The 26957-nt window shown below is 72.2% G+C and carries 21 protein-coding genes and 1 pseudogene; 7 read left to right on the top strand and 15 right to left on the bottom strand.

Features of this window, described 5'->3' with window-relative positions:
- Positions 1–109: 109 nt before the first annotated feature.
- The 7 genes from OG899_RS24800 to OG899_RS24770 form a co-directional block, all read right to left on the bottom strand.
- Entirely contained in the window at positions 110–1018 is a 909-nt protein-coding gene (locus tag OG899_RS24800) for a phosphotransferase family protein (RefSeq protein ID WP_168131211.1), read from the bottom strand.
- Entirely contained in the window at positions 1011–2255 is a 1245-nt protein-coding gene (locus tag OG899_RS24795) for an MFS transporter (protein WP_168131210.1), read from the bottom strand. The genes OG899_RS24800 and OG899_RS24795 overlap by 8 nt, the downstream gene beginning before the upstream one ends.
- On the bottom strand, positions 2252–4765 hold the full coding sequence (locus OG899_RS24790) for a lantibiotic dehydratase (RefSeq protein WP_168131209.1): 2514 nt from the start codon (positions 4763–4765) through the stop codon (positions 2252–2254). Before OG899_RS24790 ends, OG899_RS24795 begins: the two co-directional genes overlap by 4 nt.
- 738 nt (positions 4766–5503) lie before the next feature.
- On the bottom strand, positions 5504–6556 hold the full coding sequence (locus OG899_RS24785; RefSeq protein ID WP_168131208.1) for a hypothetical protein: 1053 nt from the start codon (positions 6554–6556) through the stop codon (positions 5504–5506).
- Positions 6553–7647 (bottom strand): arginase family protein, encoded by a 1095-nt coding sequence (locus OG899_RS24780; RefSeq protein WP_125498609.1) that lies wholly within the window; start codon positions 7645–7647, stop codon positions 6553–6555. Before OG899_RS24780 ends, OG899_RS24785 begins: the two co-directional genes overlap by 4 nt.
- A gap of 1 nt (position 7648) precedes the next feature.
- Positions 7649–8989, bottom strand: a complete 1341-nt coding sequence (locus OG899_RS24775) for a radical SAM protein (RefSeq protein WP_168131207.1) — start codon at positions 8987–8989, stop codon at positions 7649–7651.
- A gap of 33 nt (positions 8990–9022) precedes the next feature.
- A complete protein-coding gene (locus tag OG899_RS24770; RefSeq protein WP_168131206.1) occupies positions 9023–11617 on the bottom strand; it encodes a lantibiotic dehydratase in 2595 nt (864 codons plus the stop codon).
- A 445-nt stretch (positions 11618–12062) separates the two neighbouring features.
- Here OG899_RS24770 and OG899_RS24765 point away from each other — a divergent pair.
- Positions 12063–12671 (top strand): annotated as a pseudogene (locus tag OG899_RS24765) (ClpP family protease); the annotation flags it as partial.
- A gap of 103 nt (positions 12672–12774) precedes the next feature.
- On the opposite strand, the gene OG899_RS24760 reads toward OG899_RS24765, so the two are convergent.
- From OG899_RS24760 to mgrA, 4 genes are all read right to left on the bottom strand, one after another.
- Entirely contained in the window at positions 12775–13203 is a 429-nt protein-coding gene (locus OG899_RS24760; protein WP_277348342.1) for a helix-turn-helix domain-containing protein, read from the bottom strand.
- A 187-nt stretch (positions 13204–13390) separates the two neighbouring features.
- On the bottom strand, positions 13391–13843 hold the full coding sequence (locus tag OG899_RS24755; RefSeq protein ID WP_125498606.1) for an ATP-binding protein: 453 nt from the start codon (positions 13841–13843) through the stop codon (positions 13391–13393).
- A gap of 211 nt (positions 13844–14054) precedes the next feature.
- Positions 14055–14465 carry a hypothetical protein gene (locus OG899_RS24750; RefSeq protein WP_125498605.1) on the bottom strand — a complete coding sequence of 137 codons (411 nt, stop codon included), beginning with the start codon at positions 14463–14465 and terminating at the stop codon, positions 14055–14057.
- 362 nt (positions 14466–14827) lie between these two features.
- Complete coding sequence (gene mgrA, locus OG899_RS24745; protein ID WP_125498604.1) at positions 14828–15820, bottom strand: L-glyceraldehyde 3-phosphate reductase; 993 nt, start codon at positions 15818–15820, stop codon at positions 14828–14830.
- A gap of 143 nt (positions 15821–15963) precedes the next feature.
- On the opposite strand from mgrA, the gene OG899_RS24740 reads away from it, so the two are divergent.
- Both OG899_RS24740 and OG899_RS24735 read left to right on the top strand, forming a co-directional pair.
- Positions 15964–16884 carry a LysR family transcriptional regulator gene (locus OG899_RS24740; protein ID WP_125498603.1) on the top strand — a complete coding sequence of 307 codons (921 nt, stop codon included), beginning with the start codon at positions 15964–15966 and terminating at the stop codon, positions 16882–16884.
- Between the two features lie 74 nt (positions 16885–16958).
- The gene (locus OG899_RS24735) at positions 16959–17474 is read left to right on the top strand and encodes a mycothiol transferase (RefSeq protein ID WP_125498640.1); all 516 of its coding nucleotides are present in this window, start codon (positions 16959–16961) and stop codon (positions 17472–17474) included.
- On the opposite strand, the gene OG899_RS24730 is transcribed toward OG899_RS24735, so the two are convergent.
- Both OG899_RS24730 and OG899_RS24725 read right to left on the bottom strand, forming a co-directional pair.
- Positions 17438–18526, bottom strand: a complete 1089-nt coding sequence (locus tag OG899_RS24730) for an adenosine deaminase (RefSeq protein WP_168131205.1) — start codon at positions 18524–18526, stop codon at positions 17438–17440. The genes OG899_RS24735 and OG899_RS24730 overlap by 37 nt on opposite strands.
- 73 nt (positions 18527–18599) lie before the next feature.
- Positions 18600–18773, bottom strand: a complete 174-nt coding sequence (locus tag OG899_RS24725) for a hypothetical protein (RefSeq protein ID WP_406311159.1) — start codon at positions 18771–18773, stop codon at positions 18600–18602.
- A gap of 256 nt (positions 18774–19029) precedes the next feature.
- Here OG899_RS24725 and OG899_RS24720 point away from each other — a divergent pair, with 256 nt between their 5' ends.
- Both OG899_RS24720 and OG899_RS24715 read left to right on the top strand, forming a co-directional pair.
- A complete protein-coding gene (locus OG899_RS24720) occupies positions 19030–19296 on the top strand; it encodes a GlsB/YeaQ/YmgE family stress response membrane protein (protein ID WP_168131204.1) in 267 nt (88 codons plus the stop codon).
- 449 nt (positions 19297–19745) lie between these two features.
- Positions 19746–21389, top strand: a complete 1644-nt coding sequence (locus tag OG899_RS24715) for an alpha/beta hydrolase (protein WP_125500142.1) — start codon at positions 19746–19748, stop codon at positions 21387–21389.
- A gap of 214 nt (positions 21390–21603) precedes the next feature.
- Here OG899_RS24715 and asnB read toward each other — a convergent pair whose 3' ends face one another.
- The gene (gene asnB, locus OG899_RS24710; RefSeq protein WP_125500141.1) at positions 21604–23445 is read right to left on the bottom strand and encodes an asparagine synthase (glutamine-hydrolyzing); all 1842 of its coding nucleotides are present in this window, start codon (positions 23443–23445) and stop codon (positions 21604–21606) included.
- A 366-nt stretch (positions 23446–23811) separates the two neighbouring features.
- On the opposite strand from asnB, the gene OG899_RS24705 reads away from it, so the two are divergent.
- Both OG899_RS24705 and OG899_RS24700 read left to right on the top strand, forming a co-directional pair.
- On the top strand, positions 23812–24912 hold the full coding sequence (locus tag OG899_RS24705; protein ID WP_189427583.1) for a chemotaxis protein: 1101 nt from the start codon (positions 23812–23814) through the stop codon (positions 24910–24912).
- A gap of 217 nt (positions 24913–25129) precedes the next feature.
- On the top strand, positions 25130–26155 hold the full coding sequence (locus OG899_RS24700) for a Gfo/Idh/MocA family protein (RefSeq protein WP_125500139.1): 1026 nt from the start codon (positions 25130–25132) through the stop codon (positions 26153–26155).
- Positions 26156–26293: 138 nt separating this feature from the next.
- Here the strand turns inward: OG899_RS24700 and OG899_RS24695 are convergent, their stop codons facing one another.
- Entirely contained in the window at positions 26294–26707 is a 414-nt protein-coding gene (locus tag OG899_RS24695; protein ID WP_406311158.1) for an SsgA family sporulation/cell division regulator, read from the bottom strand.
- Between the last annotated feature and the right edge of the window lie 250 nt (positions 26708–26957).

Raw genomic sequence — 26957 nt, 5'->3', positions numbered from 1 at the left:
CACCGCAGGGCCGGGGCACACCGTGGGTGGTCTCCTGCGGAGACCGGTGGGAGGTGCCGTGGCCCCGACGAGCGGACGCGCTGCTGCCGGTGCGCGGCGTCGGGACGGCTCACGCGTGCAGCACGCCCGTCCTCACCGCGAGTTCCCGCGCCCGGTCGGCTGCCGCCCGGCCACGGCTCGGGTCGGGTGCCTCGGAGAGGAAGACGAGGGCCAGCATCAGCGCGGCGTCCAGGCGGCACACCATGACACACGGATCGTTGTCGGGCGGAACCGTGGCCGTCCGCGCGTATCCCTTGCGGATCGCCGCCAGGTCGAGTTCGTTCTCCGGATACCGGGCGTACTCGGCCAGGCGCCCGAACTCCAGCTCCGGAGTTCCGAACAGTGCGTTGGACCAGTCGAGCAGGGCGATCGTCCGTCCGCGTCGGCGCCGGATGTTGGCGCTGCGGACGTCGAGGTGGCAGAGGCTGTCCTCGGTGAGGGACGTGAGCTGCCCGCCGATCAGGGAGGCGTCCGGCGGGGCGGGCCAGTCGTCGACGAGACGGCCGATCTCCGTCCAGCGGCGGCGGATGCGGGCGGTGATCACGCTTGCCGTGGGCGCTCCCTGCGCCGCGACGGGCCGCAGACGCGGCTTCGGCACCCGGTGCAGCCGTGCCAGGAGCTGTCCGAGCGCGAAACAGTCGAGTCGTGAGGCGTCGTCCGGGACGTACGCGGACAGGAGAGCGTCAGGGGACGTCGGCTCGTCCGCCAGGACGAGATCCATCGACTCCGCGACGGGCAGCCCCTGGGCGGCCAGGTGCCTCGCGATCCGGTACTCCTGGACGAGCAGCGCCCGGGTGTCGACCTGGGGGTCGTTGGCGTTCGAGTCGAACCGCCGGTGCGCCAGACGCACCGCGACGGGCCGCCCGTCGCGCCCCCGCGCCCGGTAGACGGAGAATTCCAGACCCCGGCCGACCAGGTGCAGTCCGTGCAAGCCCCACCGATCGGCCAGGCCGCCCAACTCGGCGGGTCGCTCACTCATCAGGTGCACCTTCGTGGATCTCGCGGTCGTCGGTGACCCTGCCGTCCCGCAGCAGGGTGAACGCGACGGGCAGACACATCACCAGTGTGACCGCTCCGCCGACCGCGAAGGCCACACGCGGTCCCGCCGACGTGCTCAGCCGGCCGAAGAGCAGCGCGCCGAGGGGCATCGTTCCCCAGGCGAGCAGACGGTACACGCCCGTCGCCCGGCCGAGGAGACGGTCCGGGACGAGTTCCTGCCGCAGGGAGACCATGACCACGTTGCAGACCATGAGACCGAACCCTGCGGCGCAGTGCCCGACGGCGACCACGTACACGCTGTCGGTCGCCGCGACCAGCAGACCTCCCACACCCGTCAGGGCCAGGTTGCCGATCAGCGCGGGGACCCGCCCCAGGGCCCCGGTCACCCGGCTCGCGGCCATGCTGCCGGCCACACCTCCGGCGGCTCCGACGGCCAGCAGCACCCCGTACGCGGCGTCCGGAAGCCCGAGCACGTCGCGCGCCAGAACGACGAAGACCGCGATCTGCCCGAGGGACACGGCGTTGAGGACGCCCGCGGAGACGGTCAGGGAGCGCAGCAGAGGGTCACTCAGCACATGGGCGAGGCCCTCACGGATGTCGCGCCACAGCCGCGGCCCGGCCGTGGACCGCTCGGGCCGCGGGCCACGCACGCCGGCCAGCAGCGCCGCCGACAGCAGGAAGGACAGTGCGTCCAGCAGCAGGGGAATCGCCCTGCCGGTCACGAAAAGCACACCGCCGAGCACATGCCCCAGCACGTCACGGCCCACGGTCTGGACCGCGAAGAGCCGGCCGTTCGCCGCCTCCAGCCGCTCCGAGGGAACCAGGCCGGGCAGCAGCGCGAAGGATGCGCAGTCGAACAGCACCTCCCCGACGCCCAGCACGAAGGCCGAGGCCAGCAGGGGCCAGAACGTCAGCCGGTCACAGGCGAGCAGCACCACGGCGGCGATCAGCGCCAGGGCGCGCAGCAGGTCGGCGACGACCATCAGGCGGCTGCGTTCGAACCGGTCGGCACAGGCTCCCGCCGGCAGGCCGAACAGCAGCCAGGGCACCGTCGTGGCGGCGGTGACCGCGGCCACCTGGAACGCGTCGTGCAGCAGCGTGGCGGACAGCAGCGGGAGGGCGGCGAACCGCATGCCGTCTCCGACCGCCGAGGCGCCGGCGGCACCGATCACGCGGTGATAGCCGGGACCGAAGCGGACGGCGGTGTGCGCGCTCACCTCGGGTCTCCTGGGGAGAACACGGCGCACCGAAGCTCGCTGGTGTAGCGACGGCCGCGCACACGCAACCAGCGCTGGCCGGGCGTGGGCAGCATCTCGGAGATCTCCAGCGTGCCGTCCTGCCGGGCGGCGAGCCGGCACACCTGCCGTACCAGCAGCGGAGCCTGCCAGTCCGCGTAGACCGGCTTCGGCTCACCAGGAATCTTGACGAAGACGTGCCGGGGAAGGCCGAGCTCGCGCCGCAGGCGGCAGGCCGCGACGAACTCCGCGGCTTCTTCTCCGTCCGCCCGGACCGCCGGGCCGTCGAAGGCGGCCGCGCCACGCAGCCGGGCGGCGGGGACACGCCAGGTCTCGCGCTGCAGCACGACACGGTCGCACCGGATACGCGGGATGTGCTCCAGGGCGGGGGCGTCCAGCCCCGCCCCGCCGAAGTGACGCGGGAAGGCGAACGGGGAGAGCGGGTCCTGGCAGATGCTCGGCCCGCCGGCCGGGGGCGCCATGAGGCGCAGCCTTCCCGTGACACCGTGGGCGCGCAGCTCCAGCCGTCCGTCACGCAGCACGACGTAGAGCTGGGAGGGCTGCAGCACCCGGTCCCGGGACTGTCCGGAACGGCCGTAGACCTCCAGATCGAGGCAGGGGTAGACGAGCTGCGTCGACGACTTGTCCGGATGCCCCCGTGACAGATCGACGAGCACCTCGTCGTCGTCGAGCAGGGACAGGTAGCCCTCGTGGACCTCGTGCAGCAGCTCCGGAGCGCGTTCCTGGACCAGGGGGGCGAAGCTGGTGTGGGTGATGACCTCCCGGACGGCGTGGCAGTCTCCGATGACCGCGGTGAACCGGCCCTCGCACAGGTCCCGACGGCTCGTGGCGGCGAACAGCACGTCGGGGTCGACGACGGCCGCAGGCGTGCGGGGAAGGGTCGCGAGGACGGCCTCCATCCGGCTCCGTTCCACGACGACCTCCGGCCGGTCCGCTCCCTGCGCGCCCAGCAGGGCGTCGGTGACCACGCGGTCGAGCGTCGCCAGTTCCGCCTCGACGGCGGCGCACTCCTTCTCGAGGGTGTGCAGGTCCCGGAAGAACTCCGAGTAGAGGCGGTCCAGAGGGACCTCGACTCCGGCACCGAAGCGCTCGGCCACCCATCGGGTGAGGACGGCGAGCTCACGTCGCATGCGCAGCCGCGGGCGCGCGAGCACCACCTCGTACACGACGGACAGCTCGTCCGTGAGGAAGCGGACGATGTCGGGGCCGATGGTCAGGTCCGCCGGCTCGCCGTGGGCCTCCTCGAACAGGATGCTCCGGTCGGCGTAGTGCAGGCCGCCGTTGCGGTTCGCGGCGGTTCCCGTCAGCTTCTCGAACCTGGCTTTGACCGCGGCGAGCGCGGCCGGACGCTCCGCGAGGGGCAACTCGGCGAAGCGGGCCAGGTCCTCCTCGAAGCGCTCGATGGCCGACAGGATCGGTGCCGCCGGTCCGGGGGGAGCAGCACGCAGGTCCCGGCGCAGGGCGGCCAGCGGCTCATGGTCGCCCACGGGGATCTCGAACTCGGCGATCACCCATTCGCGCGCCACCAGCTCTTTCAGTGTCCGGTCGAAGGAGGCGGGAACGCGGGAGCCGAACGCGGTGTCCCACTGCGCGCGCAGCTCGCGCACCGTGCGTTCGCCGTCGCAATGCTGCCACAGCCATGCCTCGTGCGCCGCCACCTCCCTGCCTCCGAGGTGCCGGAAGTTCCAGTCGGTGTCCAGCCCGTCCCGGGTGGTGAACGCGTAGAGGTCGATCCGGCCGTCGCGCAGGAAGGACAGCGGGCGCCTGCGGGGACGCACGAAGTCGGACAGGCCAGGGATCTCAGCCGCCGTCCGGGCGAGCCTCTCCGCAGCCCAGTGGCTGAACAGCGTCCGATGCTCGATCTCCCGCTCCGAGCTCCAGGAGATGCCCGGCGTGTCCCCGACCCGCCCCACGGTGAAGGGTCCGAAGTGCGCGTGGGTCTCGTTCTTCGTCGTCACCCGCTGGAGGTACATCGTGAGCAGGTCGGTCATCTTCCGGGTGTGCCGGCCCATGTCCCCCTGGAAGGTGTCGAGCCATGCGGCGAAGTCCGGATACGCGGCGTCGTTCGACAGCAGCAGCACCTGTCGCAGGCGTTCGTCGGCGCGGAACGCCTCGGCCACCGCGGTTCGCGCGCGGTTCAGTCCGGCGTGGTACCGGGAGGCGAAGTTCTCCTGCTGCCGGGTGAACTGTTCGGCACACGCCTGGTAGGCGTGCAGGGCGCGTGCCGGTTCGGCGGGCAGCGCCCGGGCCGCGCGCCGGAGTTCACGGCCGGGCAGCGGCCGCAGCTGCCCCACTCGCGACGGCAGCTGCGGGCAACCGGGAACCCGGTGCTGCCGCAGCACCGCCTTGAGGTCCCGCGCCAGGGCGGCCAGCTTGTTCCTCCCGGCCAGCAGAGCGTGGGCCTCGTCGGCGCAGGCGGCGTCGACGAGGGAGTCGAGCGCCTCCATCGGGAAACCCGCCTGCCGGAGCACGACGACCGGTACGAGTCTCCACGCGCCGTGCGCGTCACGGTGCGCCGCGGTTCGGGAGTCGTTGTCACGGATCACAGGGTTGCCTCGGTGCTCGTGCGGACGGGACGGCGGTCGTAGATCTCGTCGACGACGGCCGGAGGGCCGACGGGGAGCGCGGTGAGCAGTCCGGGCCGCCGGCACACATCGACATCGCGAGGTGGTCGCTGTCCGCCGGGGTGCGGGGCTCGTCCACGGCGTGAGCCCGGCCGGTCCGGTGTGGTTCGGGCACTCCGGCGGCGCGACGCGCTCGGCGACGTCCAGGACCGTCACGAACCGGCCGGGACGGGCGGGAACGGCGACACCGCCCGTGTCCTCGCTCCTGGCGGACACCGGTCACGTCGGGCTCCTCAGGATGCTCCGTGTCGAGCGGCGGGCCGGGACGGCACGGGTCGGCAACGAGCCGTTCGTCCGCCTGTGTGGTGCGACCGGCGCCCCCGCGGGCGCCGTGCGCCGCCTGTCCGAGCGGAGCGGGACGGCCGCCCGGGCAGGCCGTTCGGTGGTGGCCGCCGAGGCGCCGTACGACGTCGTCCCGGACGAGCCGCGCTTCCACGGCCCGAGCGCGGTCGGGTCGGGCGCGCCACCGCACCGGTCGGCCGTCGTGGACACCACCGGTCCGCGCGCGCACACGCCGGCCGTGGGCGCCGAGGGAACGGGCCGGGCGGCAGGGCTTCGGTCCTGGCCGGGCAGCCGTGCCTCGCATCACGGCGCTCCGGGCAGGCGGCGCCGCCAGGACGCGGCCAGCCAGCGTTCGTAGTCGGGACCGGCCGGGTCGTCCATGACCAGGCAGAGCGGTTCGATGACGCGCCCCGGGCCGCCGGCCAGACCGCCATGGAGCATCGTGAGGTTGTGGCCGAACAACAGGTCGCACTGCTCCACCGGCGCGAGTACCTCCCAGCGGCGCCGGAACTGCGACCAGGTCCACCCGGTGGCCATGAGCACCTGGTGGCAGAACAGACGTGCCGCTTCACCCTCGCACGCGCCGCAGGCACAGCGCTGGGCCAGCGGTACAGCGGCGGGGTAGCGGACCCGCTCCTCCTTCGTCAGCGTGGCCTCGCCGTGGTGGAAGGACAGGCCGTGCCACCACGGCTCCTCCAGCCCGAGCATGGCCCCGAACGACGGGTAGGCGCAGCCGTGCTCCGGCCGGCGCTCCACCGCCCGGCGCAGGTTGTCACCGATCCAGCGTGCCGCCGTGGCCGGCCGGTCGTCCTGCGTGTGGAGGCCGCGCCGGTCGAGCACGTCGTCGATGATCCCGAGCCAGTCGTAGTACGTGGTGACGCTCAGTCCTTCTCCCACGTCGCGGAGGAAGATGCCCTGGTACATCTTGTGTGCGGGAGTGGTGGTGTAGCCGGAGCTGCCGAACTCCCGCCAGGCGGGATCCCAGTCCGGCGCGTCCACGAGGCTGGGCGTCAGGTACGAGCAGTGCTGCCCGTCGTGGTGGGGCAGCAGGGTCCGGGTGGTGAAGCCTTCGGGTACGTAGGTCTGCTGCGGCCGGTCGATCTCCAGTCGCATCCCGGCGGGAGTGCCACGAGCGATCAGCGCTGTGCGGATCCGTTCGACCAGGGCTGTCGACAGCCGGCGGCTCTCCTCGACGCCCAGCCGCAGGCGTCCGATCCGGAACACCGCGAAGCCGGTGCGATGGATGACGTCGACGGCCGCGGCAGCCAGGTCGTCCAGCGCCCGCTCGCGCCCGTCCCGCGAGCCGGTGACGAGACCGGTGCAGTCGAACTGTGCCTCGGTGGGGGTGAAAGTCACTGGTGCTCCAGAAGTTCGTCGCAGGTGCTGTCGGACCACGGTGGGAGTCCGGACGGACGGCATTCGGTACGGAAGAGGAACTCGAAGAGCAGGCGTGCCGCGATCTGTGCGGTACTGCCGGACGGGTCGTAGCGGGGGGCGATCTCCGCCACGTCGAGGGCGCCGACGGGCAGCGCGCGGAGTTCCTCGTAGACGTCCAGCAGGTCACCGGTGCTGATTCCGCCCATGGTCACGTGGCCGGTGCCGGTCGCCGAGGCGTTGTCGAGCACGTCGATGTCGAGGGAGACGTAGACCGTGTCGCAGCGCGAGCCGAGGTCCTCGACGAGGGGACGGAGCGCGGCGGCGGCGCCGTCTCGGACGATCCGGGAGCCCGGCACGATGTGGAAGCCGCGGTCCACCAGACTGCGGTACTGGTCGTACTTGGTGACGTCGCCGACGCCGACGAAGGCCATGTCCTCCGGACGCATCTGCGGGATCTCGCTGATCCTGCGGGAGTTGGAGCCGTGGTAGAGCGGCCCGTGCAGCGTGCTCCAGTTGCCGAAGTCGAAGTGGTGGTCGATGGTGATGAATCCCACGCGGCCCGCGCCGCGGTCGAGCCTTCCGGCACGGAAACCGGCGAAGGTGGGGAAGGTGCACGAGTGGTCGCCGTTGAGGAAGACCAGACGCTGCGCCGACCGGCTCAGCCGGCGGCTCTCCGTCGCGACGGCCTGGAAGGTCCGTACGGTGTCCGTCGGGTAGACGTGCAGGTCGCCGGCGTCGGTGATTCGGGGGGCGCGGTAGCGGAACGTCCGGCCGGTGCGGGTGTCGAGCATGTGCCACTGGCCCAGGCTGGTCAGATAGCTGGAGAAGACCAGGCTCGCCTGGCGGACGGCCCGGGGTCCTTCCGCGGCTCCCGGCCGCGAGCTGGCGGTGGAGTCGAAGGGAACGCCGGACACCACCCAGCCGTCCTGGGCCCCGTCCACGCGACCGGCGTCCACGGCGGGGGCACCGAAGAGCGTCGCGACGCCGGCCCATCCCGGCAGTGGGTCCTTCTCGAAGTCCTCGGGTGTGACGCTGGTGCGCAGTGCTTCGAAGTCGGGAAGTTCGGTCATGTCACCTGTCCTGCGTACCGGACGGGGAAGAGGCCGTCGGAGTGCGGATGATGTCGTGCGCCGTGGCGATCTTCTCCTGGAACAGCTTCCAGCTCGCTTCGCGGGACAGGTGCCGCGGCCGGTACACGACGGGCAGGTCCTCCCGCCACTCGGCGAAGTTCCAGTTGACGATGCGCTCACGCAGCCTGGGGAAATCCGGGGTGAGTGGATAGGGGACGAAGTTGTAGAGGTTGAAGAGCCACAGAGCCGAGCTGTTCTCCCGCATCCACCCGACGGTCTGGCCGTGCGAGGCTTCCGTCTCCTCGTCGAGGCCGCCCATCACATTGAGCACGACCTTCAGGCCGGCGTCGCTCAGTTCGCGGATCTTCGCGGTGTAGTCGTCGAGGCCGCGAGAGAGTTTGTCGAGGCGCTTGAGCATCTGGGAGTCGGCGGATTCGAAGCCGAGTTCCACGGCGACGACGCCGAGTTCCAGCATGGCGTCGACGATCCAGTCCCGTACCTGCAGGACATGTGTCTGGACGATGAACCGGTGTCCGGGCCGGTCGCGGAAGACGTCCAGCAGATTGGCCACGGCTTCCCGTGACTGGCCGAACGTCTTGTCGCCGATGTAGAAGAGCCGGGTGTCCGGGAACCGGGCGGTGAGGTCGTCGACTTCCCGCCGGAGGGCGGTTTTGTCCACGAGGGTGAGCTGTCTGCTCCAGGCGTCGCCGCAGAAGGAACACCGATACAGGCATCCGTGGCTGGCGTTGAGGCGCAGCAGGGGAACCCGGCCTCGGTAGCTTCCCAGATGCCGGTAGTCCGGTGCCCAGGTGATCCGGTCGGACGCCAGTCCGGGAAGGAGGGGCTTTTCCGAACTGCCGCCCCTTCCCTGGGCGAGATCCACCAGCCGTCGCACGAAGGTGACGTCGAGCTGGCCGCGGTGGATCGCGTGGACGGCGCCCTCCGGAGCGAGCGGGGCCATGTTCCCGCCGAGGACGACTCGGCGCCCCGCGCGCTGCAGGCGGTCGGCCACGTCCAGCGCGAGACGGAAGTTCTGGGCGAGAGGCGACATGAGGACCAGATCGCCAGGAGCCGCCGTCTCCAGCAGCGGCACGGCACAGGCGTCCGGTTCCGCCGGGGTACTGGACAGGTCGCAGAAGACGGAGTCGACGCCCGCCTCGTCCAGCAGGGCGGTCAGATGGGCGACCCACAGAGGCATCTCCCACAGGCCGTCGGACGGGATGAAGTAGTCGGGAAGCAAGGTCCGGAACCGCCGGTCGTAGCCCTCGTAATAGCTCGACAGGCTGGGGTCCGGGTCATGGCTGGAAGGGAACGGGAGTTGGACTACGCAGCTGCTGGGCATGGGCGCCCCTTACTCGCTCCCGAGGGAGCGTCCTCACAAGTACGACGATCGGCCGGTGCCTCGGGAGAAGACCGCACAGCGCAGTTCGCTCGTATGGCGCTCTCCGTCGATCTCGAGCCACAGTTGCTCCGGTGACGGGAGCATTTCGCTGAATTCCACGGGCGCGTCCGATGTCCGGGCGAGACGGAAGACCTGCCGGACGATGAGGGGCGACTCCCAGTCGACGTGGACCGGTTTCGGCTCACCGGGAATCCTCAGGAAGCCGTGGCGGGGCAGGCCCGCGTCGCGGCAGAGCTTGCGCGCGGCAGCGAAGTCGGCGGCGTCGCCCTTCGCCGGACGTCTCCCGGGCCCCCAGCCGCGGAAGACATGCGCGGGCATGCGCCAGCGCTCCCGGTGCAGGACGACGCGGCCGCAGCGGATGCGCGGCAGATGGTCGTGTCCCACGCTGCGCAGTCCTACGCCTCCGAAGTGCCGCGGGAAGGCGAAGGGCGACAGCGGGTCCTGGCGGATGCTGGGCCCGCCCGCCAGCGGGGCGAGCAGCTTCAGCCGGCCCCGCACTCCCTGTGCACGCAGTTCCAGACGTTCGGGGGTCGCCACGACGTACAGCCGACAGGGATGGAGCACGGCGTCCCGGCTCTTCGGAGAAAGCCCGTGCACCTCCAGGTCCGGGCACGGATAGGTGAGTTGAGCGGCCGTTTTGTCGGGGTGTGCGCGGGAGAGGTCGATCAGCACCTCGTCCTCGTCCAGGAGGCTCCGATAGCACGCATAGACCTCGTCGAGCAGGTCCGGAGCCTCGGCCTGCATCATCGGAGCGACGCTGGAGTGGGTGAGCGCCTCGCGGACGGCATGGCAGTCGCCCACGACGGCGAGGAAGTCACCGCGTGCGAGCGCGTCGGCGTCCCGCGCGGCGAGCATGACGTCCGGGTTGCACAGCGCGGGCGGCGTGGCCGGATGGCGCGCGAGGAATTCCTCGAGCCTGTCCCGGTCGACCACTGTCTCGCGCTGGTCGGCGGTGACTCCTGCCAGCAGCAGGTCGGTGAGATCCCGATCGAGCGCCGCGATGTCCCGGTCCACGGCCTCGCACTCCTTGGCGAGCCGCGGTTTGTCCTCGAAGAAGCCGGCGTAGAAGTGCGGGAGGGCGACGCGTTGTCCCAGGCCGAAGCGTTCGGTGACCCAGCCGTGCAGGATCTCCTGCTCGCGGCGGACGCGGAGGCGGGGGGCGAGGAGTGTCAGATCGTAGACGAGGGACAGCTCGTCGCGGATGACGCGTTCGACCTCCCGGCCGAGGGTCATGTTCCTGACCGGACTGTAGGCCTCCTCGTAGAGGATGCTCCGGTCGGAGTAGTGCAGTCCCTGGGAACGGTTGGCCGCTTTTCCGGTGACCTCCTCGAAGGTCGTCTTCATGCGGCCCAGCAGAGCTGCACGGTCTTCGGCCGGGCCGTCGGCGAACCGTCGCAGCGTGTCGGTGAACCACCGCACCACCGTGTGTTCGGCCGTCCCTTCCTCCAGGTGACCGATCAGCGTCCGGAGGGGATCGGCGGTGCCGACAGGGATCTCGAGGCGCGCGATCAGCCAGTCCTTGCCGACGAGGTCGTGCAGCACCTCGTCGAAGGCGCGGCGGGGCGGGGGGCCGCTGCGCCGCATCCATGCGGCGCGGAGCTGTGCCACGGTGAGCTCGCCGTCGCATCGTTCCCACAGCCACACCTGGTCGTCGTCGAAGGTCGCGGCCGCTGCCTCGACGAAGCGCCAGTCGTCCGGCATGCCGGTCCGCGTCTCGAACGCGTACCGCCGGATCCGCGCGTCCCGCCGGAACGCGAGCGGGCGCCGCCGGGGCCGCACGGACTCGAGGATGCCGGGGCGGCTGCTGAAGACCTCACAGATCGCCTCGCCGGCCCAGTGGCTCAGGAAGGCGACACGCCACAGTGGACCGGTGGACCAGGAGACGCCCGCGTCGTCGGGTGCCACCCGGGCCACGGCGAGGGGACCGAAGTGCGCATGCGTCTCGTTCTTCGTCGTGACCCGCTGGAGGTACATGGCGAGCAGGTCGGTCATGCGCTTGACGTGGCCGCCCGATCCGCCTCCGCCGCCGTCGATCCAGTGGACGAACTCCTCGAAGTGCGCGTCGTTCGACAGGAGCAGAACCTGCTGGAGTGCGGGGTCGCGGAAGAGCCGTACGACGGTCTCCCGACCGCGAGCCAGGGCGGCGTCGTGATCCTTCTCGAAGGACTCCCACGCGCTCTCCAGGCTCACCACCGCCTCCTGGTAGCGCTGCGCCGCCCGTGCGGACGCCGGGCCGTGATCCGTCTGCAGACGCCTGAGAAGCCGCGGCGGGAGCGGGCGCAGCATGCCGGCCCTGGAGGCGATCTCTCCGGCCGCCCCCACTCTCTCCTCACGCAGCGCCGCTTTCAACTCCTGCCCGGTCCGCAGCGCCTCGTCGCACCGGGCGAGCGCCACGTCCGCGGCGTACGACGCCGACGCATCGGCGACCTGCCGCAGAAGAGAGAAGGGGAATCCGGCGTGGCGCAGCAGCACGATGGGGACGAGCGCCCACTGTGTGCCGCCACCGGCGTGACCGGTCAGGGCCGTGTCGCGCGTCCGTGGTGCGCCGCCGTGTTCCCGCCTGTCCATGGTTGCCCCGTTGATCCACCAGCCCGTTACTGTACGTGGCGATATCGTCACGTACAGGCGTCGACAATGGCACATTTGGAGACTCGCCGCTTTCAAGCCAAAAATGGCGAGATTGCACAGCATGTCGGGTGCCTTTGTTTCCGAGGCCGCATCCGGTGCCTCTGCTCCGAGGGGAGTGGCGGGCGGTGATCCCCACCAGCCGACGGACCGGAACCGCGGCACGCCGCCCGGCGGCCGGCGCTCGCCGAACGGCCTCGCAGATGTGTTCTGCCGACGGCGAATCTGCCACAGGCCGAGCGGCGTTCCGTTCCGTCCGGCCCCGGCCGCATGTGGAGTCGACGGCATCCGGCCGAGCAGGCCGTGGAGTACGGGATCGTGGACCGGGTGGTGGAGTCGCCGGCCGACGTGCACCCGGCCACGCCCTACCGTCGGACGGGGCTGTGACATGGGGTCGTACACGGTTCCGTACGTCGTCGAGCGGACCGCGCAGGGCGAGCGGTCCTACGACGTGTTCGGTCGGCTGCTGAACGAACGGATCGTCTTCATCGGCACCGAGATCGACGACGGTGTCGCGAGCGTCGTCCTCGCGCAGCTGTTCCCTCTGGAGGCCGCGCACCCGGACCGCGGGATCTCCGTCCACCTCACCTCGCCCGGCGGCTCGTCCACCTCGCTCATGACGATCTACGACACCATGACGTTCGTGCAGTCACCGATCTCCACCTTCTGCGATCTCCGCCTCTGCGTGGGCCAGGCGGCCTCCACGGCGGCGGTGCTGCTGGCGGGCGGTGACCCGGGGCGGCGGTTCGTGCTGGAGCACGCCCGGGTGCCGCTCGGGCAGCCGGCCAGCGCCGGACGGCAGGGCACGGTCTGCGACCTGACCCTCCAGGCCCAGGAGATGGTGCGGATCCGCACGCAGGTCGAGGAGGCGCTCTCCCGGCACACCGGGCATGACGGAGCGACGCTGCGCGCCGACATGGACCGCGAGAAGGTGTTCACCGCGCAGGAGGCGGTCGCCTACGGGCCGGCCGACGAGGCGCTCAGCCGTCGGCAGACGATGCTCCGACCGGGCGCCCGCCCCGGGACCGGCGCGCGGACGCCGGCCACGGGGCGGCGGCACATGCGGCGGCCGCGTGCCCACGGACGGTGGCGGCGCGCCGTCAGGCCGCCAGGCACATCCCGTCGCGGCGGGGGATGCCGGCGCCGCGCGGGCCGCCCGGCGCCGTCCGGCTGGTCAGCCGCACCAGCCGGTCATGGGCCCGCGCCAGCAGGTCGCCGAGCCCGAGTCCGAGGGCCTGGGCGGCGGCGGCCAAGACCTCGGAGGACGCCTCCTTGCGGCCGCGTTCGACCTCGGACAGGTACGGCACGGAGATCCGGGCGGCGTCGGCGACGTCCTTGAGCGTCCGCTCCTGCGCGAGCCGCTCGCGCCGCAGGACGTCGCCGACCAGGTCGCGCCACAGCGGCTCACGGGGCGCGGCGGGAGCGACCGGGGTGACGGGGGCGATCCGTCCGGCGGCGCGCTCGGCGGTGCCGTCGGGACGGTGCGGGAAGGGGAGGACGGTGACGTGCTTCCGCGCTGCATCGGTCATTTCTTCAGGTTAGGGGCCGTCCCCGCGCGCGGAAGGGTCCGGCGTTCCGCCCTCGGCGAGGCGGTGACACACAAGGCGACAGGGCGGGACAAAACACCCGCGGCTGCCTGGCGCTGTTCCGCTGCCGCGAGGCACGGCGCACCTGACGCGATGTCACCGCGACTGCGGCATGTGCGGCGCCGGACGCTCAGTCGCGGGTGAGGCGGACGACGGCCTTGACCCGCTTGCCCACGGGCACCCGCTCCGCGGTCACCTCGGCGGCCAGGGCGGACACGATCTCCAGGCCGTGCCGGCCCACGCGCTCGGGGTCCGGCGGGTACCGCAGGGGCAGGGCCACGTTGCTGTCGTACACCGACACCGTCACCGTGGTGTCGGTGCCCTCCAGCTCCAGGATGTACGGTCCGCCGCTGTGCCGGTCGGCGTTGGTGACCAGTTCGCTGACGACCAGCAGCAGGGCCTCCTCGGAGCGGGAGCCGACCTCGGCGCACCACTCGGTTCTCAGCCGCTGCAGGAACTCCGTGGCGAGACGACGCGCATCGGCGATGCACCCGGGCTCGCCGGCGAAGTGCACCGCCCGCCGCAGCGGTTCCACGGGTACGTCGAAACCCCCGCTCATCACGGTCCCGTCCTGCTCGATCATGCGCGCCACTCTCGCAAATCCCGTCCGATCGGACGCCACTGCCCCTGTGCTGTTACCCAGCACGGCGCCCGGCAGTCCCCTTCCCCGGCGGGGTGGTCACAGATCACAGTGCGGCGGCGGGACGGGTGCGGGCCCGCCGCCGGGTCCGCTCGTACGGCACGCATGACGGGCCGAGGGGCCGTGACGGGCCGGTACAGCGGTGACACGCCGGTCAGGCGGTGGGGACGGCCAGGCCGGCCAGCGTGCGCTGGATGCGCAGGGCGTCGACGGACTCGGCGAGCAGCTCGTACTCGGTGGTGTCGTCGCCCGTGGCGATCCGCACCATCCTGCCGTCGGCCAGTTCGTCGGCCGCGCGCAGCTGCTGCTCGGGGTCGGCGCACCAGGCACGCAGGACGCCCGGCACATCGGTCACGCCGTCGGCCACCGGGACCAGCGCACCGGCCGGGACGTACGGGGTCGCGGGGCCGGGATCGAGCCGTTCGGCGATCCAGGACGCCCGGTCGCGCAGCCACCACAGGGCCAGGGCCAGCGTCGGGGCCCGGTAGGTGCCGAGCGGGACGCCGATCCGACGTCCTTCGAACACCCCGTAGGCCGTGACATGGCACAGGAATTCGTCGTGCACCGGTCCTCCCCCGTGGCGTCGTCGCCTGGCGGTACGTGCCTCGCTCTCGGCGCGGCTCCTGCGGCGCATGAGTCGTGCTGCGTCTCGTCACCCGAGTATGTGCTCCGGCGACACAGTGTCACCATTCCTTTCCGGCCAGTCTCCTGGCATATTCGCCCGGTGCTCTTGGCCGAAAGGATGCGCCCGCGCCGTCGCCCGCGCGGGGCACCGGGCGCGGCCGCGACCGGCCGGCGTGCGACGGCGCGACGGACGACGAGGCGGCCGCCGTCCGCGGGAGGTGGGCGGACGAAGGGGCGGCCGCCCACCTCCCGCGGTGAGGGCGGCCGCCCCGGCTCCGCGGGCGGGCCGGTGCCCGCCCGATGTCAGGACCGGACGATGGCGTCGATCCGGGCCAGTTCCTCCGCGTCGAAGTCCAGGTTCCGGACGGCGGCCACGCTGTCCTCCAGCTGCTGCGGGCTGCTCGCGCCGACCAGCGCCGAGGTCACCCGCCCGCCGCGCAGCACCCAGGCCAGCGCCAGCTGGGCCAGACTCTGGCCGCGGGACCGCGCGACCTCGTTCAGGGCGCGCAGCTTGCCCACCAGGTCCTCGGTCACCGCGTCGGAGGTGAGGAAGGGGCTGTCGCTCGCGGCCCGCGAGTCCGCGGGGATGCCATCGAGGTAGCGGCCGGTGAGCAGGCCCTGCTCCAGCGGGGAGTAGGCGATGGAGCCCACCTGCAGCTCGTCGAGCGCGTCGAGCAGCCCCTCCTCCTCGGGGCGGCGGTCCAGCATCGAGTAGCGGGGCTGGTGGATGAGCAGCGGGGTGCCCAGCTCCCCGAGGATGCGGGCGGCCTCGCGGGTCTGCTCGGCCGGGTAGTTGGACACGCCGACGTAGAGGGCCTTGCCCTGCTGCACCGCCGAGTGCAGGGCACCCATCGTCTCCTCCAGCGGAGTGTCCGGGTCCCAGCGGTGCGAGTAGAAGATGTCGACGTAGTCCAGGCCCATGCGCTGCAGGCTCTGGTCGAGCGAGGCCAGCAGGTACTTGCGGGAGCCGAATTCGCCGTAGGGGCCGGGCCACATCAGGTAGCCGGCCTTGGTGGAGATCACCAGCTCGTCGCGGTGGCGCGCGAAGTCGGAGCGCAGTGCCTCGCCGAAGGCGGTCTCGGCGGCGCCGGGCGGCGGGCCGTAGTTGTTGGCCAGGTCGAAGTGGGTGATGCCGAGGTCGAAGGCGCGGCGCAGGATGGCCCGCTGGGTGGCGGCCGGCCGGTCCGGGCCGAAGTTGTGCCACAGACCGAGCGACAGCGCGGGCAGCTTCAGGCCGCTGCGGCCGGTGCGCCGGTAGGGCATGTCGGCGTAGCGGTCGGGATGGGCGGTGTACAACGCGACTCCATGAAGGGTTGGCACACGGACGACCGGTGCGCCGTCGGTGCGCGGCGGACCGGCCGGTGTCCACTCTGGCTCCCCGCAGGGGCAGTGGTCCAACAGGTGAATCCGATGGGATTGAGCGACTAGGCTGCTCAATCATGGAGCTGCGCCATCTGGAGCACTTCGTCGCGGTCGCCGAGGACCAGCACTTCACCCGGGCGGCGCAGCGGCTGATGGTCTCCCAGTCGGGTCTGTCCGCCTCGATCCGTGCACTGGAACGGGAGCTGCGGGCACCGCTGTTCGTGCGCACCACCCGCCGGGTGACCCTCACCGAGGCCGGGCGCGCGCTGCTCGGGGAGGCGCGCCGCATCCTGGCGCAGGTGCGCGCGGCGCACGAGGCGGTGGCCGCGGTGCAGGGTGTGCTGCGCGGCACGCTGACACTGGGCACCGAACAGTGCATCGCCGGAGTGAACGTGGCGGGGCTGCTCGCCTCGTTCCGCCGACGTCATCCCGACGTGGAGATCCGGCTCCGGCAGGCGGGATCGGGAGCTTTGGCGGAAGGGGTTGCGACAGGCCGGCTCGACCTGGCGTTCGCCTACCGCACCCGGCCGGACACCGACCAGCTGCGGTCGGTGCCGCTGACCGCCGAGCCGATGACCGTGCTGTGCCATCCCGGCCACCCGTTCGCGGCGACGGGCGCGGCGCTGACCCCCGAGGACGTGGCGGGCGAGGTGTTCGTCGACTTCCACCCGGACTTCGGGCCGCGCCGTATCACGGACGCCGTGTTCACCGCCGCGGGGCTGGACCGCACGGTGGCGCTGGAGGTGAACGACGTGCACAGTCTGCTCGACCTGGTCGACGAGAACCTCGGCATCGCCGTCGTCCCGCGGCACTTCCGGCACAAGCGGTCCTCGCTGACGGCCCTGGATCTCAAAAGCGCCGAGGAGGCACCCTACGCGACGGTGGCCCTGCTGCCGTCCGAGCAGGCCACCGGCCCGGCGGCACGCGCCCTGATCACGCTGCTGGCCGGTGAGGACGACACCGCGGACGCGTCAGGAGCACGCACCGCCCTCGTGTGAGGAGCGAGAAAGGCCGCACGTCAGGAGCAACAACTGCGGGCGCGCGAGGCGCCGCGATGCGCGAAGCTGGCCGTATGCACGCCAAGGACATCCTCATCGACGGCTACGGCCGCATCCGGGAAGAAGTGCACGCCGTCCTCGACGGGCTGGGGCCGGACGAGCTGCACGCCCGTCCGGCACCCGGGGTCAACTCCATCGCCTGGCTGGTCTGGCATCTGACCCGCGTGCAGGACGACCACGTCGCCGACGCCTTCGGCCTCGACCAGGTGTGGCTGGCGCAGGGGTGGCACGAACGCCTCGGTCTCGGGCTGCCCCGCCACGACACCGGCTACGGGCACAGCCCCGCCCAGGTGGCCGAGGTGCGCGTGGCCTCCGCCGACCAGCTGACCGGCTACTACGACGCGGTGCACGACCAGACCCTGACGGCCCTGCGCGGCCTGGCCGCCAAGGATCTGGAACGGATCGTGGACGAGCGCTGGGACCCGCCGGTCAGTCTGGGCGTGCGGCTGGTGAGCGTGCTCTCCGACGACCTGCAGCACGTCGGGCAGGCCGCCTACCTCAGGGGGCTGCTGTCGAGCACGGCCGCGTAGCCGGGCAGGACGACGTCCTCGATGAGGGCCTTGCGCTCGTCGAACGGGATGAACGCGCTCTTGACGGCGTTCAGCGTGACGGTGCGCAGATCCTCGACCGTCCAGCCGGCCTCCTCGGTCAGCAGTCCCATCTCGCGGGTCATCGTCGTGCCGGACACCAGACGGTTGTCGGTGTTGACGGTGACCCGGAAGCCCAGGTTCTTCAGGGCCGTGATCGGGTGCTCGGCGATGGAGCGGGCCGCACCGGTCTGCAGGTTGGAGGTGGGGCACATCTCCAGGGCGATGCGCCGGTCGCGCACCCAGCTCGCCAGCCGGCCCAGCTTGCCGTCCACGATGTCCTCGGTGATGCGCACCCCGTGGCCGATGCGCTGGGCGCCGCACACCTGCAGGGCCTGGTGGATGCTGGGCAGGCCGTACGCCTCGCCGGCATGGATGGTGAAGGGGACGCTCTCGCGGCGCAGGTACGCGAAAGCGGGCAGGTGGTCGGCGGCCGGGAAGCCGTCCTCCGCGCCGGCGATGTCGAATCCGACGACTCCGGCGTCCCGGTAGGCGACGGCCAGCTCGGCGGCCTCGCGCACCCGGTCGAACATCCGCATGCCGCACAGCAGCGTGCCGACACGGACCGGTGTACCGGCGGCGGCCGCCTTCGCCATGCCGGCCGCCAGCCCCTCCTGGACGGTCTCGACCACCTCGGCGAGCGACAGACCGCCCTTGACCAGCAGCTCGGGTGCGTAACGGACCTCGCCGTAGACGACGCCGTCCGCGGCCAGGTCGAGCACGTACTCCTCGGCGGTGCGCAGCAGGCCCTCGCGGGTCTGCATCACGGCCAGGGTGTGTTCGAAGGTGGCGATGTAGCGGACCAGGTCACCGGAGTTGGCCGCCTCGTAGTACCAGGCCGCCAGTTCCTCGGGATCGGTGGTGGGCAGCGTGTGCCCGACCGCCTCGGCCAGCTCGACGACGGTGGCGGGGCGCAGCCCGCCGTCCAGGTGGTCGTGGAGGACGGCCTTGGGGAGGCGGCGGATCACATCGGTGTCTACGCGCGTAGTGGTCATGGTGGGGATGTTCCTTGCGGGCGAGCTGTCAGAGGAAGGGTACGCGTCCGCGACGAAGGGTGCGGGTCCGTGATCAGGTGGCGGGCCGCAGGAGGTCCCGGTGGTTGCCGTACAGGCCCTCGAGGCCCCGGACGACGGTGACGGTGCCGTGGGGCTCGCGCCGGAGCTCCTCCCGGAACGTCACGCCGGAGGCCGTCGTACGGGCGTGATCACAGGCGACGAGGGTGACCAGGGCGATGCGTCTCATCGAAACCTTCCGTGCGGGTGGTCAGCGAGGTTATACGTAAAACCTCCGGGGCGCCAGTCCCCCTTCCGCCGCGTGCACCCGACCTCGGGCGGACCGGGATCCGCGGCGCAGGCCGGGCCGTGACGGGGCCTGCCGCGGCGGCGCCGCCGGAGCGGGGCACAGCCGCTCTTGGCAACGGTGTCGTCAACTGGTTCGGACTGGCTCCGGTTCCAGCGGGCATCCGAACTGCGCGGGATCCCGACAGAAAGAGGCGGCCATGGAAATCAGCGGCATCATCAGTGCCATCGTCATCGGCGTCATCATCGGCACCCTGGGGCGTCTGGTCGTCCCGGGCCGGCAGCGCATCGGCATTCTCTGGACGATCCTCATCGGCATCGTCGCCGCCCTCGTCGGGGCGGCGATCGCCTCCGCGCTCGGTGTGGCCGACACCAAGGGGGTCGACTGGATCGAGTGGCTGATCCAGATCGCGCTCGCGGCGGTGGGCGTCGCGGCGCTGGACCGGGCGAAGACGGCACGCCGCTGACCCCCCGCCCACCCCCGCCCGCCGCGCGCCCGGCGACACGCGGGCCGCGGCGGGCGGGACGGCGGCAGGGCATGTCCCGGGTGATGTCGCGGGCCCGGTGCCGTCGTGCCCCTGGTGGTGTCCGGCGGTCGTCCAGCAGGAGGCAGGCCCACCGGCGGCGTCCGTGATCCGGTCCCATCGGTCGTCGTTCCGGCGCGACCGGTGGGACCGTGCGACGCCCGGGTGTGACGCCCGGCACGCGTGCCACGCCGCTCGGCCGTCGACTCCCGGTGGCCGACGATCCATGACCGACGCCCGGTGGCCGAACGGTCCGTCCTGGGGGGCGTCCCGGTGCGGTCCGGGCTTCGGCGGGCAAGGGGCCCGGGCGGTTCGACAGGCGAGGGTCGGGGACGCCGCTTATCGTGAGCGAAGGCGTTTCCGGTCCGCTGCGAGCGCCCCGGGAGGCATCCATGCCGGCCAAGTTGTCGACGCGGTCCGCGGCCCGGCGCTGTGCGTGTGCCGGCGCCGTCACCCTGGCGCTGCTCGGCTCCGGACTGCCGGCGGCCTCCGCCGAGAACAGTCAGCCGGATCTGAGCCGTTTCTACCGGCAGAAGGTCACCTGGTCGGCGTGCGAGCCGGGCGCCCCGTCCGACCTGCAGTGCGGCAAGGTCACCGTGCCGCTGGACTACGCCCACCCGGAGGCGGGCACGCTCGATCTGGCGCTGGCCCGCTACCGGGCCACCGGTCCCTCCCGCGGCTCGGTGGTGCTCAATTTCGGCGGCCCCGGCGGAGCGGGCATCCCGCAGCTGGCGGCGGCCGGCAAGGAGTTCATGGACCTGACGAACGGCTACGACGTGGTCACCTTCGACCCGCGGGGCGTGGGACGCTCCTCACCGGTGAGCTGCGGGATCGGCCAGGACGCGGGGTCCGGCGCCGAGGAGTCCGAAGCCGCCGCGGCCGCCACCGCGGCCGAGGCGGACCTCAGCAAGGCCCCGGCGGCCCGCAAGGCGTTGCAGGCCTGGCAGAAGGTGGCGCAGGCGTGCACCCGGCACTCCGGTCCGGTCCTGTCGCACATCGGCACCGTCGACGCGGCCCGCGACCTGGACGTGATACGGCAGGCGCTGGGCGACGGCAAGCTGAACTATCTGGGCTTCTCCTACGGCACGCGGCTCGGCGCGGTGTACGCGGCCCAGTTCCCGCGCAAGGTGGGGCGGATCGCCCTGGACGGCGTGGACACGCTGACCGAGCCGCTGGCGGAACAGGGGCGGGTGGCCGCGGAGGGGCAGCAGACCGCGCTGGAGAGCTTCCTCGACTGGTGTGTGCGGGACATCGCCTGTCCGTTGGGCCAGGACCGGCGGCAGGCCGGTGAGCATGTGCTGCAGCTGGTGCGGTCGCTCGACGACCGGCCCGTGCCGACGGGCTCCGGCACCGAGCTGACCGGCCAGGATCTGGTGGCCGCGATCGGGCAGGCGCTCTACAGCAAGGCGCTGTGGCCCTCGCTGGAACGTGCGCTCGCCGCGCTGGTGCAGGACGGCGACGCCCGCGGCATCCAGGCGTTCGCCTCCGGTGGTGCGGACCTGCCGGGCACGCGGCCGGGTGTCGACGCGGCGCGGCGGTCGGGTCACAGCGGGCTGGCCGCCACGGCGGACGTGCCTGCGGACAACGCGCCCGCCGCGATGATGGCGATCAACTGCGCGGACGACCCGGACCGGCCGGGGGTGGACCGGATCGTGCGGGACCTCGGCCGGCTCAGCGCCGAGTACGAGCAGGCCTCGCCGGTCTTCGGCCGGTACCGGCTGCACGAGCTGCTGATGTGCTACGGCCGCCCCAAGGGCACCGACGTGATCCGCAAGAAGGTCAAGAACGTCGACACCGCCAAGATGCTGCTGGTGGGCACCCGGGGCGACCCGGCGACTCCGTACCGCTGGACCGTGGAGACGGCGCGGCGGCTGGGCCCGGCGGCCGTGGTGCTGGACAACCGCAGCGACGGGCACACCGGCTACAGCTCCTCGCGGTGCGTGCACCGCAAGGTGAACGACTTCCTGCTCTACGGCTCCCTGCCGCCCTCCGGCAGCTCCTGCTCGGCGGACTCCCGGCTCGACCCGCACGGGTGAGATCCGGCGCGCCGCCGGGCGGGGCTGCCGCCGCGGCCGTGGTCCCCGTGCCGCCCGGGGCCGGTGACCGCGGGCGCGGCCGGCCCCGGGCGGCGCGGGGGAAGGTGATCAGGACGCCGGGGTCCGATGACGGTCCCCGGACGCCGGTGTCCGTGACGGTCCGTCGGCGCGGGCCGGCCGCGGCGGAGCAGCGGCCGGCGCACCACCGGCGGGCTCAGTCGGTGACGATCTCCGGCTTGTACAGGTCCAGCCACAGGGCCAGGTCGAGGGTCTTCTCCAGGCCGTGCCGTGCGGCCTGGGTGGTGACGGGCGTGTCGCGGTCCGCCGCCTCGCGCAGCCGCTCCCGGTCGATCAGGTCGAACACCGGGTGGCTCGGCCGGGCGAGCAGGTCCTTGGCCTGGTCCTGGAGGGCGACGGCGTACTTCGGGTCCTGCGTGGAGGGGTAGGGGCTCTTGACCCGGTCGTACACGGACTTCGGCAGCACGTCCCGGGTGGCCTCCCGCAGCAGGCTCTTCTCCCGGCCGTCGAACGACTTCAGCGCCCACGGGCTGTTGTAGACGTACTCCACGAGCCGGTGGTCGCAGAAGGGCACGCGCACCTCGAGGCCGACGGCCATGCTCATGCGGTCCTTGCGGTCCAGCAGGACACGGACGAAGCGGGTCAGGTGCAGGTAGCAGATGCGGCGCATCCGGTACTCGAAGTCGCTCTCGCCGTCCAGCCGCTGGATGTCGGCGACGGCTGTGCGGTAGCCGTCGGCGATGTACGCCGGCAGGTCCAGCTTGTTCGCGAGGTCGGGTCGCACGATGCCGCTGTCGTCGCCGAAGTCGCGGCCGAAGCGCACCAGCCAGGGGAAGGTGTCGGCGCGCCGCGCCTCCTCGTCGAAGAACTGCAGGTAGCCGCCGAACACCTCGTCGGCGGACTCGCCGGACAGGGCGACGGTGGAGTGCTCGCGGATGCTGCGGAACAGCAGGTACAGCGAGGAGTCCAGGTCGCCGAAGCCCATGGGCAGGTCGCGCGCGCGGACCACCCGCTCGCGTATGTCGAGGTCGGCGAGGCTGTGGGCGTCGAGCACGATGTCCTGGTGCTCGGTGTCCGCGAGGCGGGCCACGTCGTGCACGTACGGCGTGTCCGGGGTGGAGCGCAGCTCGTCGGGGACGAAGCGGTCGGTCTGGCCGACGAAGTCGACGGCGAAGCTGCGGACCTTCTCGCCCTGGGCGGCCAGCTGACGGGCGGCCAGCGCGGTCATGGCGGAGGAGTCGAGGCCGCCGGAGAGCAGGGTGCAGCGGGGCACGTCGGCGACGAGCTGCCGGCGCACGATGTCGTCCAGCAGGGATCGGACGGTGGCGATGGTGGTGTCGCGGTCGTCCTCGTGCGGCCGGGTCTGCAGCTGCCAGTAGACGCGGTTGTGCAGGCCGGAGCGGTCGACGGTGACGACGGTGCCGGGCTCGACCTCGCGCATGCCGTCCCACACGGCGTGGCCCGGGGTCTTGACGAAGGTGAACAGCTCGCGCAGGCCGTCCAGGGTGACCCGGCGGCGGGCCAGCGGGTTGGCGAGGATGGCCTTGGGTTCGGAGCCGAAGAGGACGCCGTCGGACGTCGGGTAGTAGTAGAAGGGCTTGATGCCCATGCGGTCACGGATCATGACCAGCTTGTCGTGCCGGCCGTCCCAGACGGCGAACGCGTACATGCCGTTGAGGCGCTCCGCGAGGGTCTCGCCCCACTCGATGTAGCCGCGCAGGACGACCTCGGTGTCGGAGTCCGTGGTGAAGCGGTGGCCGCGGGCGATGAGGTCGGCGCGCAGCTCGGTGAAGTTGTAGGTCTCGCCCGAGTACACGAGGGCGACCGTGCCCTCGGGGGTCTCGGCGGTCATGGGCTGGCGGCCGCCGGGCAGGTCGATGATGGCCAGCCGCCGGTGTCCCAGGGCCGCGGGGCCCTCCACGAAGGTGCCGCGGTCGTCGGGGCCACGGCAGGCCATCGTCTCCGTCATCGCGTCCAGGGTCGCCGTCTGCGTGCGCAGGTCGCGATCGAAGGAAACCCATCCGGTGATACCGCACATGTCCCTACCTCCCGACAACAAGTTGCATGAGGCACCTATGTATACGAGCGTGTAACACGGCGCCCCACGGGTCAACGCGGCCGCAACACACGCGCCGCACGCCCCTCGCACTTTCGGCCAGACTTTGCTTCGGCAAAATGTCGTCGACCGCTCCACAGCAGGGAAAGACCGGCACGACCCTGTCAGGATTCGGTCACGGGCAAAGATTTGGTCAACCAGCGCAACGGTATACACGCGCGCGGACCGGCCGGGCGCGGCCCTCGCGCGCGCCTTCCGGAAGCGAGCGCCGCGTCACGCCGAATACCCCTCGTTTCGCACCTGATTGCTCCACATGCCCGATACGCGAATTCCTCCTATGGTGCTGTCATGGAGCACGACCTGAGTCCCGCCACGCTGGCCGAGCTGCGGCGGCCCCGGAGCTATCCCGCTGTGTCCGTGCTGACACCGACGCACCGCCGCGGACCCGACAACGCCCAGGACCCGGTCCGGTTGCGCAACGCCGTCGCCGAGGCCAAGAAGAAGCTGCAGTCGGACCCGGCGGTCACCCGGGAGCGCCGTGCCGATGTCGTACGGCAGCTCGATCAAGCCCTCGCCGAGGTGGACCTCACGCACGCCGAGGACGGCCTGGCGATCTTCGCCGCCCCCGGCGAACACCAGGTGTGGACGCTCAAACGGTCCGTCCCGGAGCGGGTGGTGCTGTCCGACACCTTCCTCACCCGCAACCTGGTCTCCGCGCACGCGGCCGAGCACCCCTTCTGGGTGCTGTCGGTCGCCGCCGACCGCGTGACCCTGTGGAACGGCAGCGGCGACCGGGTCACCGAGGAGCGCCGGGGCGGCTTCCCGCTCACCCGGAATCTCACCGAGAACTTCGACGCCGAGCGCCAGGAGCGCATCGGCGACGCGCCGAGCACCTTCCGCGACGAGCGCACCCGTCAGTTCCTGAAGGAGGCCGACACGGCGATGGGCGCGATCCTGCGCGACCAGCCGCGCCCGGTCTACCTCACCGGGGCCCCCGCAGCCCTGTCGGTCCTCGACGAGATCGGCGGGGTCGCCCGGTGCTCGGTGCACGTCCCGCGCATCGGGCTGGCGCACGGCAGCCCCGAGACCGTGTGGCGGGCCATCCAGCCGGTGCGCGAAGCCCTGGTCCGCCAGGAGACGGAGACCGTCCTGCACCAGCTGGAGGCGGCCCGCGGGCGCAAGGAGTACGCCGCCGGGGTCGACGAACTGTGGCGCAGCGCCCAGGAGGGCCGGGTGCGGCTGCTCGCCGTCGAGGACAACTACCGGATCTCCGTGCGCGAGGCCCTGGGCGAGCATCTGATCCCGGCCGAGAGCGGGCAGCTCGACGCCCGCGAGGACATCGTCGACGAGATCGTCGAGAAGTGCCTGGAGACCGGCGCGGAGGTCCGCTTCGTCCCGGACGGCACGCTGCGCGAGGCCCAGGGCATCGCCGGGGTACTGCGCTACTAGGAGGCCATGCCGTCGCGGGCCGGTCGGTGCGCCGCCCGGCCCTTTCCTTCCCGGCTCACCTTTCGTCCGGCGCCCTTCCTTCCCTGCTCACCTTCCGTCCGGCGCCCTTCCTTCCCTGCTCCCGTCCCGGCCGACGCCCCGGCTCTGCTCCCCCGCCCTCCTCCCGACCGCCCGTCTACGCTACGGCGGAAGCCGTCGGCGGAGAGGGGATGCGCGCATGGGCGACCTGCTGGGTGTGGCGGTGCTGGGAGCCGGTCACATGGGAGCCGACCACATACGGCGACTGGACCAAGCGGTGAGCGGCGCCAGGGTGGTCGCGGTCGCCGATCCGGAGACGGAGCGGGCCGAGGAGGCCGTGGCGGGCATCGAGGGCGTCGTCGTGCACCGGGAGGCCCTGGCCGTGCTCGACGCTCCCGGGGTCGAGGCCGTGCTGATCGCCTCCCCGGGGCCCGCTCACGAGGAGGCGCTGCTCGCGGCCTTCGCCCGGGGGCTGCCGGTGCTGTGCGAGAAGCCGATGGTCCCCGACCCGGCGGGGGCGCTGAGGGTGGTGGAGGCGGAGGCCCGGCTGGGCCGCCGGCTGGCCCAGATCGGGTTCATGCGGCGCTACGACGCCGAGTACCGGCGACTGAAGTCGCTGCTGGACGCAGGCGCCCTGGGACGGCCGCTGATGCTGCACTGCACCCACCGCAACGTCTCCTCCCCGCCGTACTTCACCAGCGACCGGCTCGTCGACAGCTCGGTCTCGCACGAGATCGACGCGGCCCGCTGGCTGCTCGGCCAGGAGCTGACGGCGGTGACGGTGATCCGTCCGGCGCCGTCCTCCGCGGCGCCCGAGGGACTGTGGGACCCGCAGTTCGTGGTCTTCGAGACCGAGCAGGGCGCACTGGTGGACGTGGAGGTCTTCGTCAACTGCGGGTTCGGCTACCAGGTGCGGTGCGAGGCCGTGGGCGAGACGGGCAGCGCCCGCATCGGCGAGGAGCACGGCGTGGCCGTCACCGCCGCGGGCGGCAGTCGCCTGGAGGTCCCGCAGGACTATCTCGTCCGGTTCGCCGACGCCTACGACCGCGAGGTCCAGGCCTGGGTGGACGCCACGCGGCGCGGCGAGGTGACCGGTCCGAGCGTCTGGGACGGCTACGCCGCCTCGGCCGTCGCCGAGGCGGGGGTCCGGTCGCTGCACGGGGCCGGCCGGGTCACGGTGGACCTCGCCGAGCGCCCGGCGCTGTACGCGGAGCCCGGCAGCTGATCGGCCCGGCAGCCGTCGCGGGTCCGGCAGCCGACCCGGACGCCCCGGAGCCGTCGCGGACTCCGGCGAGCCCGGGGGCACGCCGTGGCCCCGGACGCGACGGGAGCCACGGCCGCCGGACTCCGGCGCCTGCGCGCCTCAGACCGTGCCGAACAGGGCGCTCAACCCCCGGTCGACGGCGGCGCCGGCGTCCTCCCGGCCGGGCGGGACCACCGCATAGGTGCGCAGCAGGAAGCGGCGCAGAGCCGGGGTGTCGAACTGCAGCAAGGCCATGCCGGACGGAGAGTGCAGCTCCAGGGCCGTGCACGCCTGACCGCAGGGGCGCAGACGCACGTCCCCCGTCCCTGCGGGCCGCCGGAGCCCCTCCCTCAGCAGGGAGCGTGCGAAGGTCCAGCTCACCTCCCTGCCGTCGAGCGAGGCGTCGGGCGGGAAGTCCAGGTGGACGGCCAGTGGATCGGCGGAGGCGTAGCGCAGCGTGGCCGGCACGACGCGCGCCCGTCCCTCGCCGTCGATCAGACGCGCGGTGGCGGACTGTCCCAGGGTGGCGTCCATGGTGATCTCCCGTCGGGTCTCGGGTCGGCCGCTGATGCCCTATGTCTGTCAGGAACACGAAGGGCCGCCCGACTGACACCCGGCACGCGACAAAGATGTGTGATGTGCATCACATAACACTGGGCATGTCCGCCGGAATCGCCGCCTTCTGACTCTTCTGCTGCCGTTCCCGCGCACCGCGACACGGCCCCGGCACCCCGCAAAACGTCAGGTGGACGTACCGCGACGCGCCTCGCTCGCACCGCCGCCC

Origin of the sequence: Streptomyces thermoviolaceus (assembly GCF_045209695.1) — a bacterium.
Taxonomy (GTDB): domain Bacteria; phylum Actinomycetota; class Actinomycetes; order Streptomycetales; family Streptomycetaceae; genus Streptomyces; species Streptomyces thermoviolaceus.
The sequence above is the reverse complement of the archived record's forward strand: the minus strand, read 5'-3'. Positions and strand labels throughout refer to the sequence as shown.

Excerpts from the sequence above, each read along its gene's own strand:
- OG899_RS24800 (WP_168131211.1), bottom strand. The coding sequence starts at position 1,018 with ATGAGTGAGCGACCCGCCGAGTTGGGCGGCCTGGCCGATCGGTGGGGC.
- OG899_RS24780 (WP_125498609.1), bottom strand. The coding sequence starts at position 7,647 with ATGACCGAACTTCCCGACTTCGAAGCACTGCGCACCAGCGTCACACCC.
- OG899_RS24775 (WP_168131207.1), bottom strand. The coding sequence starts at position 8,989 with ATGCCCAGCAGCTGCGTAGTCCAACTCCCGTTCCCTTCCAGCCATGAC.
- OG899_RS24770 (WP_168131206.1), bottom strand. The coding sequence starts at position 11,617 with ATGGACAGGCGGGAACACGGCGGCGCACCACGGACGCGCGACACGGCC.
- OG899_RS24760 (WP_277348342.1), bottom strand. The coding sequence starts at position 13,203 with ATGACCGATGCAGCGCGGAAGCACGTCACCGTCCTCCCCTTCCCGCAC.
- OG899_RS24755 (WP_125498606.1), bottom strand. The coding sequence starts at position 13,843 with ATGATCGAGCAGGACGGGACCGTGATGAGCGGGGGTTTCGACGTACCC.
- OG899_RS24740 (WP_125498603.1), top strand. The coding sequence starts at position 15,964 with ATGGAGCTGCGCCATCTGGAGCACTTCGTCGCGGTCGCCGAGGACCAG.
- OG899_RS24735 (WP_125498640.1), top strand. The coding sequence starts at position 16,959 with ATGCACGCCAAGGACATCCTCATCGACGGCTACGGCCGCATCCGGGAA.
- OG899_RS24730 (WP_168131205.1), bottom strand. The coding sequence starts at position 18,526 with ATGACCACTACGCGCGTAGACACCGATGTGATCCGCCGCCTCCCCAAG.
- OG899_RS24725 (WP_406311159.1), bottom strand. The coding sequence starts at position 18,773 with ATGAGACGCATCGCCCTGGTCACCCTCGTCGCCTGTGATCACGCCCGT.
- OG899_RS24720 (WP_168131204.1), top strand. The coding sequence starts at position 19,030 with ATGGAAATCAGCGGCATCATCAGTGCCATCGTCATCGGCGTCATCATC.
- OG899_RS24715 (WP_125500142.1), top strand. The coding sequence starts at position 19,746 with ATGCCGGCCAAGTTGTCGACGCGGTCCGCGGCCCGGCGCTGTGCGTGT.
- asnB (WP_125500141.1), bottom strand. The coding sequence starts at position 23,445 with ATGTGCGGTATCACCGGATGGGTTTCCTTCGATCGCGACCTGCGCACG.
- OG899_RS24705 (WP_189427583.1), top strand. The coding sequence starts at position 23,812 with ATGGAGCACGACCTGAGTCCCGCCACGCTGGCCGAGCTGCGGCGGCCC.
- OG899_RS24700 (WP_125500139.1), top strand. The coding sequence starts at position 25,130 with ATGGGCGACCTGCTGGGTGTGGCGGTGCTGGGAGCCGGTCACATGGGA.
- OG899_RS24695 (WP_406311158.1), bottom strand. The coding sequence starts at position 26,707 with ATGGACGCCACCCTGGGACAGTCCGCCACCGCGCGTCTGATCGACGGC.